We start from the raw sequence: 12,609 nt of genomic DNA, 5'->3' as shown, positions 1-12,609 counted from the left end.
CCCTGACGCGTTCTAGACGTTCGACCATGTCACAGGTCGAAGAACGCTTGGCCGCGCAGGGGATCACCCTCCCGCAGCCCGTCGCCCCGGTCGCCAACTATGTCCCGTTCGTTCGGGTCGGCGGCCTCGTCCACATATCTGGTCAAGTATCCCTGGACGCCAGTGGGGGCGTCCGCGGGATCGTTGGCGAGGATGTCGACATGGACACCGCCAAGGGCGCCGCGCGCCTCTGCGGAATCAACCTGATCGCCCAGATGCGCGCCGCCTGCGATGGGGACCTCGACCGCGTCGTCCGGGTGGTCAAGCTGGGTGGCTTTGTGCAGGCCGGTCCCGGTTTCTTCGAGATCCCTCAGGTGGTGAATGGCGCCTCCGACGTCATGGTCGCGGCCTTCGGGGACGCGGGAAAGCACGCCCGCTCGGCGGTGGGCGTCTACCGTCTGCCGATGAACTTCGCCGTCGAGGTCGACGCTGTGGTGGAAATCCGATGAACGACCTCAAGAACACCTTTGGCGAGGCCTGGGACTTCCTGTTCCACCCGCCTGTCGCCCACCGTGGCCTGTGGACGCCGGACGGCGCGCCGGAGAATTCCCTGGGCGCCTTCCAGGCCGCCTGCCAGGCCGGCTACGGCGTCGAGCTGGACGTCCACCTCTCCGCCGACGGCGAGGCCATGGTCTTTCACGACCACAGCCTGAAGCGGATGACCGGGGTCGAGGGCAAGCTCCGCGACCGCACCGCAGCCGACCTTGGCGAACTGCGGCTCAAGGGGACCGACGAACGCATTCCCACCCTGATGGAGACCCTGGCCCTGATCGGCCACCGGGCCATGGTCCATGTGGAGCTGAAGACCGACTTCGGCGCCGTGGGCCCCCTGGAACAGCGGGTGCACGAGATCCTCATCGACCACGCCGGTCCGACCTGCGTCATCGGCTTCAATCCCTATTCCCACGCCTGGTTCGCCGACCGCTTCCCCGGCGTCCTGCGCGGCCTGGACAGTTACAGCTGGGAAGAGGACACCCCCCACCTCTCCGCCGAGCAGCGCAAGTCCTTCGCCCGGCTGGAGCAGGTCTCCATCGCCCGGCCGCACTTCCTGGCCATGAGCCTGGACATGGTCCGGAGTGACGCGGCCGTGAAGCACCGCGCCGAGGGTATGCCCGTCGTCGCCTGGACCGTGCGCAAACCCGAGCAGTGGGACGCCCTGAAGGACCACTGCGACAACCTGATCTTCGAGGGCTGGGCCGCGTGAGTCTGAAGGCGGCGGTGAAGGTCAGCCGCCGGATCGCCGAGATTGGCCGCGAAGGCTGGGACGCCTGCGCCGGCAATCCGGACTACGCCGCCAACCCCTTCGTTTCCTTCGATTTCCTGGACATTGTCGAAGAGTCCGGCTGCGCCGTCGAGCGCATGGGCTGGGGCCCGCAGCACCTGTCGGTGGACGACGAAGACGGCAAGGTGGCGGCGGTGATGCCGCTCTATCTGAAGTCCCACAGCCAGGGCGAATACATCTTCGACCACAGCTGGGCCGAGGCCTATGAGCGGGCGGGCGGGCAGTATTATCCCAAGCTGATCTCCGCAGCGCCCTTCACCCCGGCCACCGGCCCGCGCCTGCTGGTACGGCCGGACGTCGACGTCGAGACCGCCCGCAAGACCCTGCTGACCGGCGCTGTCACCCTCTGCGAGCGCTACGGTTCCTCGGGCGTCCACATCAACTTCCCGACGGACGACGAGTGGACCTGGCTTGGCGGGCAGGGGCTCTCGATGCGCGAGGGCCAGCAGTACCATTGGGAAAACGCCGGCTACGCCGACTTCGACGCCTTCCTCGCGGCCCTGTCCTCAGGCCGCCGCAAGACCATCCGGCGTGAGCGCCGTGAGGCGCAAGGTGCTGTCGAGATCCTGCCCCTGACCGGCGCCGACATCACCGAGGAACACTGGGACGCCTTCTACGGCTTCTACATGGACACCGGGTCGCGCAAGTGGGGCCGGCCCTATCTGAACCGGCTGTTCTTCTCCCTGCTGGGGGAGCGGATGGCCGACCGGGTGCTGCTGTTGATGGCCCGGCGCAATGGCCGCTGGGTGGCCGGCGCGCTCAACCTGATCGGCGGCGACTGCCTCTACGGCCGCAACTGGGGCTGCGTCGAGGACATCGCCTTCCTGCACTTCGAGCTCTGCTACTATCAGGCCATCGAGTGGGCCATCGGCCGGGGCCTGGCCCGGGTCGAGGCCGGCGCGCAAGGCCAGCACAAGATCGCCCGCGGCTACCTGCCCAGCCCGGTCCGCTCGGCCCACTTCATCGCCGACCCCATGCTGCGCGGCCCCGTCGAGGACTTTGTCGCCCGCGAGCGTGAGGCGGTGGAGGGTGAGATGGAGTGGCTGGCGGAAGAGTTTTCGCCCTTCCGCCAGGAACCCGATCAGTAGCGCAGGGTGAAGGCGAGGCCGCGCCCGATCGTCAGCTGGCCTCCCAGGCCTGCTTGATCAGCGCCACGAGCTTGGCGTCCCGGTCGGCCGGAGAGGTCAGGGTGAGCTTGGACTTCAGCCGCTCCGACCAGCCCTCGGCCTTGGGCGGCGTCAGCCTGGGATCGGCGTCGGGGGGCACGGCCAGGCCCAGCACCACCTGGCCGCCCTTGGCGGGCTTGGCCGAGGCGAACTGGAAGTTGCGGGAAAATCCGGTGAAGGCCTTCCGCTGGCCAGTGACCACGTCGGGCAGGGCGGCCGCCGCGCGCTCGATGGCCTCGAAGATCGCCGTCGCGGCCGGATCGCTCCACACCTGGGCTCGCAGCGTCTCCGGCTGGTCCCAGCCCGCGCCGGTGGGGAAGGCGGCCGACATCACCATTTTGGCGCGGTTCATCCCCAGGCCGTGATGTTCCTTCATCCAGGCGATCCGGGGCATGGTCTTGGTCTCGGGACAGGTCCTGGCGATCGCCACCCACTCGTCCATCGTCCTGCCGGTCTCTTTCTCGAGGCTGGCGCGGGCGGTGGCGAAGTACTTCTGCTGGCGCGGGCTCAGGCCCTTGGTGTTGTCGGCGTCACCGGTTCCCATACAGGGCCCCCTCTGTGCTAGGACGCTTCCAAGACCTCAGCAGGAGCGCGCCATGAGCTTGGACGGGACCTATGACGACGGCAATATCTTCGCCAAGATCCTGCGCGGTGAGATGCCGAGCGCGCGGGTGTTCGAGGACAGCCACGTCTACGCCTTCATGGACGTCTTCCCCCAGGCCCGTGGCCACACCCTGGTGATCCCCAAGCACTCCACGGCCCGCAACCTGCTGGAGGAGGACCCCGCCACCCTGGCGCCGCTGATCCTGGGCGTGCAGCGGGTGACGCGGGCGGTGCGCGCGGCCTTGAAGCCGGACGGTATCGTTGTCACCCAGTTCAACGGCGCGCCGGCCGGCCAGACCATCTACCACCTGCACTTCCACATCATCCCGCGGTGGGAAGGCCAGGCCCTGGGGCGGCACGGGGAGGGCGGCATGGCCGACCCCACCGAACTCAAGGCCCTGGCTGATCAGATCGCCGCACAGATCGCCTAGGTTTCTCAGGCGGTGGCGGTCTCCGGCCACGAGGGGCCGGCCGCCGCTCGCCAGGGATGAGCGGCGGCGGCCACCAGCTGCTCCTGCTCTATGGGCTTGGCGAGGTGGGCGTTCATGCCGGCCTCGTGGCAGCGGACCACATCCTCGGGCAGGGTGGCTGCTGTGATCGCCACCACGGGGGTGTTGGCCCTGTCGCCTTCCAGGGCCCGGATCGCGCGGCAGGCTGCCAGGCCGTCCATGACCGGCATGTGGATATCCATGAACACGACGTCGAAGGGGCGGCTGCGCACCGCCTCCACCGCCTGAGCGCCGTCCTCGGCTGTCTCCACGTCGAACCCCGCGGCCAGCAGCATCATCGAGGCCACCTGACGGTTCACGGGATGGTCGTCGACCACCAGGATGCGACCGGCGCCGAGACTGCTGCTCTCGGCCGAGGGGGCCTCAGGTGACGCTTCAAGGCGGGGCAGCGGGATCTCGAACCAGAATTCCGAACCCTCGCCGAGAACGCTCTCGACCCCGATCCGCCCTTGCATCTGCTCGACCAGGGACTTGGAGGTGGCCAGGCCCAGGCCGGCGCCCTCGAACCGGCGCGTGGCGCTGGTGTCGGCCTGGGTGAAGGGCTGGAACAGCTGGGTCATCGCCTCGGGGGCGAGGCCGACGCCCGTGTCGCGCACACTCACCCGCACCCGGTCGGCGCCCGCCTCAGGCGACAGCGTCACCCGCACCGCGATATGACCCTGGTCGGTGAATTTCACAGCATTGCCCAGCAGGTAGAGAAGGAGCTGGAGGATGTGGTCCTCGTTACCTTCATGGACCACGCCCTCGACCGCCGAGACATCAACCCTCAGGGTCAGGCGCCCCAGGCTCGGCCCTACGATGCCGCCGGCCGTCCGTACGAGGTCGGCGAGGACGAGGGGGGCAGGGGCGGGGAGGGGCGCACCGGAACCCAGCCGCGAATAGTCCAGGATATTGGTGATCAGGGAGAGCAGCACCTGGCATGAGGCCTGGATCACACCCAGTTGCTCCCGCGCCTGGGGCGCCAGGTCGGCGCGCGCGGTCAAGAGTTGGGCATGGCCCTTGATGCCGTTCAGGGGCGTGCGCATCTCGTGGCTCATGATCGCCAGGAAACGCCCCTTCGCCCCGTCGGCGGCCACCGCGTCGCGGCGGGCGGCGCGGGCCACGGCGAGGGCCCGGCGCAGGCTGACCTGGGCCGCGGTGCGCTGGGCCAGCACGCTGGACAGGATGAGGGCCGAGCTCACCAGGGTGGCCAGATAGAGCTGCAGCACCAGTATCTGCCGCGGCATGTCACCCGGGAACTCGGCCACGATGGGCCCTTGGCCCGCCACGGTGGCGCTTGCGGCGATGAACGACACCAGCATGGCCATCAGCGCCGTGTAGGGACTGCTGAGCCGGATCACCACCAGCAGGCCCAGGGGAAACATCAGGAAGAGGGCGGGCAGGGGCGTGGCGAAGATCAGGGCGGCCGCCCCAAGCACCAGGCCGATCAGGCCAAAGGTCTCGAAGCGCGATGCCGCCGCGCCGACGTCATAGCGTCGGAACCGCGCCAGCAGCAGGGCGGCCGGCGCCCCTACGATCATCCCCAGGGAGTCCCCGAACACCCAGGTCTTCCAGGCCGTCACGAAGTCGTCCCTGAACATCAGGGCCGCGAGGCAGGCGCCGAGGGTGCCCACGGTGACCGTGGCCGGAAGGGCCGCCAGCAGGACGAAATTCCGGAACCGGGGCAGGACATTCATGTCCAACCCGGCGCCGCACACGCGTCGGGCCAGGATCGCGGCGAGGACCGCTTCGGTTAAGTCGCACCCTGCGATGAGCGCGGCCCGCAAGGGCGCGCTGCCGCTATTCAGAGCGGCCAGAAAGTCGATGGTCGTGCACAGGACGGCCAGCGCGATGGCCTGTTGACGCGGCAGGAGGAGCAGGCCGGTGGTCAGTAGGCCGTTGCAGATCCAGAGCACGGCGAGCCCGTTGATGCTGGTGGTCCAGGCGTAGGCCAGCAGGGCGCAGATCGCGTAGGCCGCCAGGAAGGCCAGGTTCAGGCCATCGGCGCGTGGGGCCTGGGCCGGTCGAAAGAGCTCGATACGCGACGCCACTGAACCACCCCCTGGTTGGCATAGACCCTAGGCCTGGGCTCAATCGTGGGTCGGGAAGTACGACCATGGTGGAGGTTATTGGTGGGCGGTGTGATTCGGCCACCACCCGTAGATGGCGCAACAAAGAACCCCAGGCTGAGGGCCTGGGGTTCGATTGTGCTCGAAGTCGGGAGTCTGTCCTTAGCCGGCCAGCTCCGGCGCGGCGTTGGCCGCGTCCTCGGCGGGGTTCTCGATGATCGGCGCGCCGGGCTCGGTGTTCTCGCCCTCGATCTCGAAGGCCAGCTTGGAGTCCTTCAGCACCACCTTCACGTGGCCACCCTTCACCAGCTTGCCGAACAGGATCTCGTCGGCCAGCGGCTTCTTGATGTGCTCCTGGATGACCCGGGCCAGGGGCCGGGCGCCGTAGAGCTCGTCAAACCCGTTCTTGGCCAGCCAGTCGGCGGCCTCGTCCGTGGTCTCGATGGTGACGTGACGGTCGGCCAGTTGCGCTTCCAGCTGGATGACGAACTTCTGGACCACCTGGCGGATGATGTCCTGGGTCAGCGGCTTGAACGCCACCACCGCGTCGAGGCGGTTGCGGAATTCCGGCGTGAACAGGCGCTTCAGGGCTTCGTCGACCTCGTCAGCCTGCTTCCCGCGGCCGAAGCCGATGGCGTTGCGCTGGGCGTCGGAGGCGCCGGCGTTGGTGGTCATGATCAGGACCACGTTACGGAAATCGACCTTCTTGCCGTTGGAGTCGGTGAGAACCCCGTGGTCCATGACCTGCAGCAGGATGTTGAAGACGTCCGGGTGGGCCTTTTCGATCTCGTCTAGCAGCACCACGCAGTGCGGGTGCTGGTCGACGGCGTCGGTCAGCAGGCCGCCCTGGTCGAACCCGACATAGCCGGGAGGCGCGCCGATCAGGCGGCTGACCGTGTGGCGCTCCATGTATTCCGACATGTCGAACCGCAGCAGCTCGATGCCCATGGTGCCGGCCAGTTGCCGCGCGGTCTCGGTCTTGCCGGTGCCGGTGGGGCCCGAGAACAGGTAGCAGCCGATCGGCTTGTTGGGATCGCGTAGGCCGGCGCGGGCCATCTTCATGGCCGCCGACAGCTGCTCGATGGCGTCGTCCTGACCGTAGACGGCGCGCTTCAGGTCCTCGTGCAGCTGCTTCAGCGCCTCGGTGTCGGTCTTGGACACCGACTTGGGCGGGATGCGGGCGATCTTGGCGACAACGGCCTCGACCTCCTTCAGGCCGATGGTCTTCTTGCGACGACCCTCCGGCAGCAGCATCTGGCTCGCGCCCGCCTCATCGATGATGTCGATGGCCTTGTCGGGCAGCTTGCGGTCGGTGATGTAGCGGGCCGACAGTTCCACCGCCGCCTTGATGGCGTCGTTGGTGTAGCGGAGCTTGTGGAAGTCCTCGTAGTAGGTCTTCAGCCCCTTGAGGATCTTGATGGTGTCCTCGATCGTCGGCTCGTTCACGTCGATCTTCTGGAAGCGCCGGACGAGCGCCCGATCCTTCTCGAAGTGCTGACGGAACTCCTTGTAGGTCGTCGAGCCCATGCAGCGCAGGGAGCCCGAGGCCAGGGCCGGCTTCAGCAGGTTGGAGGCGTCCATGGCCCCGCCGCTGGTGGCGCCGGCGCCGATCACCGTGTGGATCTCGTCGATGAACAGGATCGCGTCGGCGTGGTTCTCCAGTTCCTTGACCACCTGCTTCACGCGCTCTTCGAAGTCGCCGCGATAGCGGGTGCCCGCCAGCAGGCTGCCCATGTCGAGGGAGAAGATGGTGGCGTTGGCCAGCACCTCGGGGACCTGGTGATTGACGATCTTGCGCGCCAGGCCCTCGGCGATGGCGGTCTTGCCCACGCCGGGGTCGCCCACCAGCAGGGGGTTGTTCTTGGTGCGGCGGCACAGGATCTGGATGCAGCGCTCGACTTCGGACGAACGTCCGATGAGCGGGTCGACCTTGCCCTGCTTGGCCTTCTCGTTGAGGTTGACGCAGTAGGCCTCGAGGGCTTCTCCGCCGGTCTTCACCGCGGGCTTGTCCTCGTCTTCCGCACCCTTGACGGGCTTGGCCGCGCCCTCGGCGCCGGCCTTCTTGGCGATGCCGTGGGCGATGTAGTTCACCGCGTCATACCGCGTCATGTCCTGCTCCTGCAGGAAGTAGGCGGCATGGCTCTCGCGCTCGGAGAAGATGGCCACCAGCACGTTTGCGCCGGTCACTTCTTCGCGGCCCGAGGACTGCACGTGGATGACCGCGCGCTGGATCACGCGCTGGAAGCTGGGCGTGGGCTTGGCGTCCTCGCCATCGTCCACCACCAGCGAGCGCAGCTCGTTGTCCACGTAGTTGGTCAGAGTCGTCTTCAGCGACGGAAGCTCGACGTCGCAGGCTTTCATCACGCCGGCTGCGTCCTCATCGTCGATGAGGGACAGGAGCAGATGCTCCAGGGTCGCGTACTCGTGCTTTCGCTGGTTGGCGAAGGCCACCGCGCGGTGGAGGGATTCTTCTAAGTGGCGTGAGAATGACGGCAATCTGGGCCTCAATCCTTTTCCATAGTGCATTGCAACGGATGCTGATGCCGGCGCGCGGTATCAACGACCTGGGCCACCTTTGTTTCCGCCACTTCGTAGGTGAACACGCCGCAGACGCCCACACCGTGTTGGTGGACATGCAGCATGATCGTCGTCGCCTCTTCGCGCGACTTATGGAAGTACTGCTCAAGCACATAAACGACGAACTCCATCGGAGTGTAGTCGTCGTTGAGGAGCAGCACCCGGTACAGAGACGGCTTTTGCGTCTTCGGCTTGGTCTTGGTGATGACCGCCGATTTCACGCCCGTCTCCTGATCACCTTGCTTTCGCTCGGCCATCGAACAGGTCTCCTCGGCGGTCACGGGACCGCCCTACAGATGGATTAGATATGGAAAAGACGGCCGTATGGAAGGGTCGAAATGGTCGCGCGATGCGAGTTCGTCCGAAAGGCCACAGTTTTTACCATGCTAACAGGCTGGCAGATGGGCGCCGGCCCCCTGGTATTCAATCCTGAGCCGAGGATTTCCCGCGCAAGGCGCGCGCGGAGGTCAGCGCTGTGGCTCCGAATCGCGCCCGGATCGCGTCGGCGGTCTTCTCTCCGGCCAGGGTCCGGCGTTCGTCGCCCCCGAAGAAGTCGTCCTCCACGTCCTGCGGTTCGATGAGATCGGTGATGCCGACCCCGATCAGCCGCCAGGAGCGGTTGGCGCCACCGCTCTTCAGTTCGGCCGCCAGCAGTTCCTTGCCGATGGCCAGGATGGACCGCGTCGTCTGGGTGGGGACGGGCAGGGTCTTGCGCCGGGTGATGATCTTGAAATCGGCGCCGCGCAGTTTCAGCGTCACCACCCGGCCGGCCACATTGCCGCTCCGGGCCTGACGCCCGACCTTTTCCGCCAGCCACGGAAGTTGCTCCTCCAGGTCGGCCTGCCTGCGCAGGTCTTCGTTGAAGGTGGTCTCGGCGCTGATCGACTTGCGGATCTGGTCGGGATTGACCACCCGGGTGTCGCGGCCATGGGCCAGGGCGTGCAGGCGCAGGCCGTTGGGGCCAAAGCGGGCGGCCAGGTCCTTGATGTCGGCGCGCGCGATATCTCCCACGGTGACGAAGTTGGAGCTTTCCAGGCTGGACACCATGGCCGGTCCCACGCCCGGCAGGATGCCCACCGGCTTCCGGGCCAGAAACTCGGTCGCCTCGGCCCCGATCACCGAGAAGCCGCGCGGCTTGTCCAGGTCCGAGGCGATCTTGGCCAGGAACTTGTTGGCCGCCAGGCCGATGGAGACGGTGATCCCCACCTCGGACTCAATGCGGGTCTGCAGCCGGGCCAGGGTCTCGGCGGGCTTGGCGCCGTGCAGGCGCTCGGTTCCTGACAGGTCCATCCAGGCCTCGTCCAGGGACAGGGGCTGAACCAGAGGCGTCAGGTCGGCCATCATCGCCATGATCCGCCGGCTCTCGGTGCGGTACTTGTTGAAATCCGGCTTGATGATCACCGCCTGGGGGCAGGCCTTGATGGCCTTGAACATCGGCATGGCCGATCGCACGCCATTGATCCGGGCGATGTAGCAGCAGGTGGTCACCACCCCGCGCCGGCCGCCGCCGACGATCACCGGCAGGTCCCGCAGCTCAGGCCGATCGCGCTTCTCCACCGAGGCGTAGAAGGCGTCGCAGTCCATGTGGGCGATGGACAGGCTGTCCAGCTCGGCGTGCGCCACGATCCGCGGCGAGCCGCAGGCGGGGCACCTGCGCTCGAAGTCGCCATGATGGAAGCAGTCGCGGCAGAGCGCGCTCACGACTCTTTCTCCACGGGGCCGGTCATGCGGGCAACATACCCGTTTTGTTCTGCTAGCCGATAGTCTGCTCGATGGCCGCCCGCAGTTCTTCCCAGTCGTCGATGCGGGTGTGCAGGTCCGGCTTGGACGGGGCCAGCGGGCGCAGCCTCGGGTCGGCCACATGCTGGAAGCGGGTCACGTGAGGGGCCACCTCCGCCACCGAGTCGAGGTTGGAGATCAGGTCGTCGATAAACACCGAGGGCCCGCCGGTCTGGGCCGCGAGGCCCGCCGCCAGCGGACCCTTGGGCCCGGTGTTGAGGATCAGCGGATAGTCCATGCCGTGCCGCCCCAGCCAGCGGGCGCGGGCCAGGCGGGCAGGGCCCGGCGCATTGGTCAGGATCACGATGGCCGCCTGCTCGGACAGCCCCTGCAAGGCCTGGGCGCCGCCTGGCGTCGGCGTCATGTCGCCGCAGCCATATCGAAAAAAATCCTCGTAGTGCTTACGTCCGTCGTCGATCGCCAGGTGTTCGCTCTCGCCTGGACGGTAGATGTTCTGAAACAGCGCGAACTTGTCGACCCGGAACTCCAGGCCCCGGCCCTCCAGAAAGGTCCCAAAGCCTTGCATGAACAGGCCCAGCACCTCGTCGACGTCGACGATCAGCAGCGGCCTGTCGGTCTTGACGCCCAGGTCGGAGAGCCGAGGGGCGCGGGGCTGTTCGGCCACGGGGGGCCTCCGAATGCGACTAACGCGGATTTAAGGATATCCGTGGGATCAAGGGGCTCAAGGTGAGGTCGGTTACCGATTCGCCAGACCAAGGATCGTCAGACGAAAATGGCCAAGAAGGTCCTCATCGTCGAGGATAACGAGCTGAACATGAAGCTCTTTCATGATCTGCTCGATGCCCAAGGCTACGAAACGCTGCAGACCCGTGAGGGATTGCAGGCGCTGGCGCTCGCCCGCGAACACCGCCCGGACCTGATCCTCATGGATATCCAGCTCCCCGAGATCTCGGGCCTGGAGGTCACCAAGTGGCTGAAGGAAGATGACGAACTGGCCCACATCCCCGTGGTCGCCGTCACCGCCTTCGCCATGAAGGGGGATGAGGAGCGTATCCGCGAGGGCGGCTGCGAGGCCTACATCTCCAAGCCCATTTCAGTGTCACACTTCCTCGACACCATCCGTCGTCTTTTGAGTTAGCCGCCATGACCGCGCGCATCCTTGTCGTCGACGATATCGAAGCCAACGTCCGGCTCCTCGAAGCCAAGCTCTCGGCCGAGTACTACGAAGTGCTCATCGCCTATGACGGTCCGACCGCGCTCGCCATCGCCGCCAAGGAAAAGCCCGACATCGTCCTGCTGGACGTCATGATGCCCGGCATGGACGGCTTCCAGGTCTGCCGCCGGCTGAAGGACGATCCCGAGACCCGCCATGTGCCGGTGGTGCTGGTGACCGCCCTGGACGGCCGCGCCGACCGCATCGCAGGCCTCGAGGCCGGGGCCGACGAATTCCTCACCAAGCCCATCGACGACGTCATGCTGTTCGCCCGGGTGCGCAGCCTGACCCGCCTGAAGATGGTGATCGACGAACTGCGCGACCGCGAGGCCTCGGGCCGCCGCATGGGGGTCATCGCCGGCGCCGCCTCGCGGCTCGGCGGCTCTGGCGGCCGGGTGCTGATCGTCGACGATCACGAACGCCAGGCCCAACGCGTCGCCTCTGAACTGGCCATCGAGCACCGTCCGATCATCGAGAGCGATCCCGAAAAAGCCCTGATGACCGCCAAGGGTCCGGTGGACCTGGTGATCGTCAATGCGGCCGCGCGGTCCTTCGACGGTTTGCGCTTCACCGCCCAGCTTCGCTCCGACGAGGCCACCCGCCACCTGCCGGTCCTGGCCATCGTCGACTTCGACGAGCGTCAGCGCCTGGTGAAGGCCCTGGAGATCGGGGTCAACGACATCCTGGCCAAGCCGATCGACCCGCAGGAGCTGTCGGCCCGCGCCAAAACCCAGATCCGGCGCAAGCGCTACACCGACTATCTGCGCGATAATCTCGACCACTCCCTGGAACTGGCCGTCACCGACCAGCTCACCGGCCTGCACAACCGCCGCTACATGGTGGGACAGCTGGAGGCCCTGGTGAAGCGCGCCACCCTCGGGGGCGATCCCGTCGCCTGCCTGCTGATCGACATCGACCATTTCAAGAAGATCAACGACGGCTACGGCCACGATGTCGGCGACGAGGTGCTGCGCGAGTTCGCCGTGCGCCTGGCCTCCAACGTGCGCGCTATCGACCTGCCGTGCCGCTACGGCGGCGAGGAGTTCGTGGTGGTCATGCCCGACACCAAGATCGAGGACGCCGAGCGGATCGCCGAACGCATCCGGCTGCACGTCGCCGGCTCGCCCTTCCGGGTGATGAACGGCGCCGAGCTGCTGACCGTCACCATCTCCATCGGCGTGGCCGCGACGCTCGGGGCCGAGGACCGCCCCGAAGCCCTGCTCAAGCGCGCCGACGAGGCCGTCTACGAGGCCAAGGCCTCAGGCCGCAACAAGGTCATCGCCCGGGCGGCCTAGGTGTCGTTTCCAAGAAGGTTGTTCACACGCTGCCATGGTGTGAGACCGGCGATGCCGGAGTGGGGTCTGTGGAGATTGTAGGTTCTGGTCCAGGGCTCGATGGCCTGGGCCCGCTCGGCTGAGGATCGATAGGGCCT

13 protein-coding genes are annotated in these 12,609 nt (G+C 67.0%); 6 read left to right on the top strand and 7 right to left on the bottom strand.

Going from position 1 to position 12,609, the window contains the following annotated elements:
• Window positions 1–26 precede the first annotated feature (26 nt).
• The 3 genes from Q8N10_RS04685 to Q8N10_RS04675 are packed head-to-tail and all read left to right on the top strand — an operon-like array spanning window position 27 to window position 2,409.
• A complete protein-coding gene (locus Q8N10_RS04685) occupies window positions 27–488 on the top strand; it encodes a RidA family protein (protein WP_304778233.1) in 462 nt (153 codons plus the stop codon).
• Entirely contained in the window at window positions 485–1,243 is a 759-nt protein-coding gene (locus Q8N10_RS04680; RefSeq protein ID WP_304778230.1) for a glycerophosphodiester phosphodiesterase family protein, read from the top strand. Before Q8N10_RS04685 ends, Q8N10_RS04680 begins: the two co-directional genes overlap by 4 nt.
• The gene (locus tag Q8N10_RS04675; RefSeq protein ID WP_304778228.1) at window positions 1,240–2,409 is read left to right on the top strand and encodes a GNAT family N-acetyltransferase; all 1,170 of its coding nucleotides are present in this window, start codon (window positions 1,240–1,242) and stop codon (window positions 2,407–2,409) included. The genes Q8N10_RS04680 and Q8N10_RS04675 overlap by 4 nt, the downstream gene beginning before the upstream one ends.
• Before the next feature lie 31 nt (window positions 2,410–2,440).
• On the opposite strand, the gene Q8N10_RS04670 is transcribed toward Q8N10_RS04675, so the two are convergent.
• Window positions 2,441–3,031 (bottom strand): DUF5655 domain-containing protein, encoded by a 591-nt coding sequence (locus Q8N10_RS04670; protein WP_304778226.1) that lies wholly within the window; start codon window positions 3,029–3,031, stop codon window positions 2,441–2,443.
• A 52-nt stretch (window positions 3,032–3,083) separates the two neighbouring features.
• Here Q8N10_RS04670 and Q8N10_RS04665 point away from each other — a divergent pair, with 52 nt between their 5' ends.
• Window positions 3,084–3,521 (top strand): HIT family protein, encoded by a 438-nt coding sequence (locus Q8N10_RS04665; protein ID WP_304778224.1) that lies wholly within the window; start codon window positions 3,084–3,086, stop codon window positions 3,519–3,521.
• Between the two features lie 5 nt (window positions 3,522–3,526).
• Here the strand turns inward: Q8N10_RS04665 and Q8N10_RS04660 are convergent, their stop codons facing one another.
• The 5 genes from Q8N10_RS04660 to Q8N10_RS04640 all read right to left on the bottom strand — a co-directional run bounded on the left by Q8N10_RS04660 (window position 3,527) and on the right by Q8N10_RS04640 (window position 10,628).
• The gene (locus Q8N10_RS04660) at window positions 3,527–5,629 is read right to left on the bottom strand and encodes a response regulator (protein ID WP_304778222.1); all 2,103 of its coding nucleotides are present in this window, start codon (window positions 5,627–5,629) and stop codon (window positions 3,527–3,529) included.
• Between the two features lie 180 nt (window positions 5,630–5,809).
• On the bottom strand, window positions 5,810–8,143 hold the full coding sequence (gene clpA, locus Q8N10_RS04655) for an ATP-dependent Clp protease ATP-binding subunit ClpA (protein ID WP_304778219.1): 2,334 nt from the start codon (window positions 8,141–8,143) through the stop codon (window positions 5,810–5,812).
• Between the two features lie 8 nt (window positions 8,144–8,151).
• Entirely contained in the window at window positions 8,152–8,481 is a 330-nt protein-coding gene (gene clpS, locus Q8N10_RS04650) for an ATP-dependent Clp protease adapter ClpS (protein WP_293493014.1), read from the bottom strand.
• 166 nt (window positions 8,482–8,647) lie between these two features.
• Entirely contained in the window at window positions 8,648–9,925 is a 1,278-nt protein-coding gene (locus tag Q8N10_RS04645; RefSeq protein ID WP_304778217.1) for a DNA polymerase IV, read from the bottom strand.
• A 52-nt stretch (window positions 9,926–9,977) separates the two neighbouring features.
• Complete coding sequence (locus Q8N10_RS04640; RefSeq protein ID WP_304778214.1) at window positions 9,978–10,628, bottom strand: hypothetical protein; 651 nt, start codon at window positions 10,626–10,628, stop codon at window positions 9,978–9,980.
• Between the two features lie 108 nt (window positions 10,629–10,736).
• Here Q8N10_RS04640 and Q8N10_RS04635 point away from each other — a divergent pair, with 108 nt between their 5' ends.
• Together Q8N10_RS04635 and Q8N10_RS04630 are read left to right on the top strand one after the other, a co-directional pair.
• Window positions 10,737–11,102 (top strand): response regulator, encoded by a 366-nt coding sequence (locus tag Q8N10_RS04635; protein ID WP_293493017.1) that lies wholly within the window; start codon window positions 10,737–10,739, stop codon window positions 11,100–11,102.
• Between the two features lie 5 nt (window positions 11,103–11,107).
• Entirely contained in the window at window positions 11,108–12,472 is a 1,365-nt protein-coding gene (locus tag Q8N10_RS04630; RefSeq protein WP_304778210.1) for a PleD family two-component system response regulator, read from the top strand.
• Here Q8N10_RS04630 and Q8N10_RS04625 read toward each other — a convergent pair.
• Window positions 12,469–12,609: integrase core domain-containing protein (locus Q8N10_RS04625; RefSeq protein ID WP_304776214.1), on the bottom strand; the 141-nt coding region annotated here is incomplete at its 5' end. The two genes, Q8N10_RS04630 and Q8N10_RS04625, sit on opposite strands and share 4 nt — an antisense overlap.

This window comes from Phenylobacterium sp. (assembly GCF_030693625.1).
Lineage (GTDB): Bacteria > Pseudomonadota > Alphaproteobacteria > Caulobacterales > Caulobacteraceae > Phenylobacterium > Phenylobacterium ferrooxidans.
The sequence above is the reverse complement of the archived record's forward strand: the minus strand, read 5'-3'. Positions and strand labels throughout refer to the sequence as shown.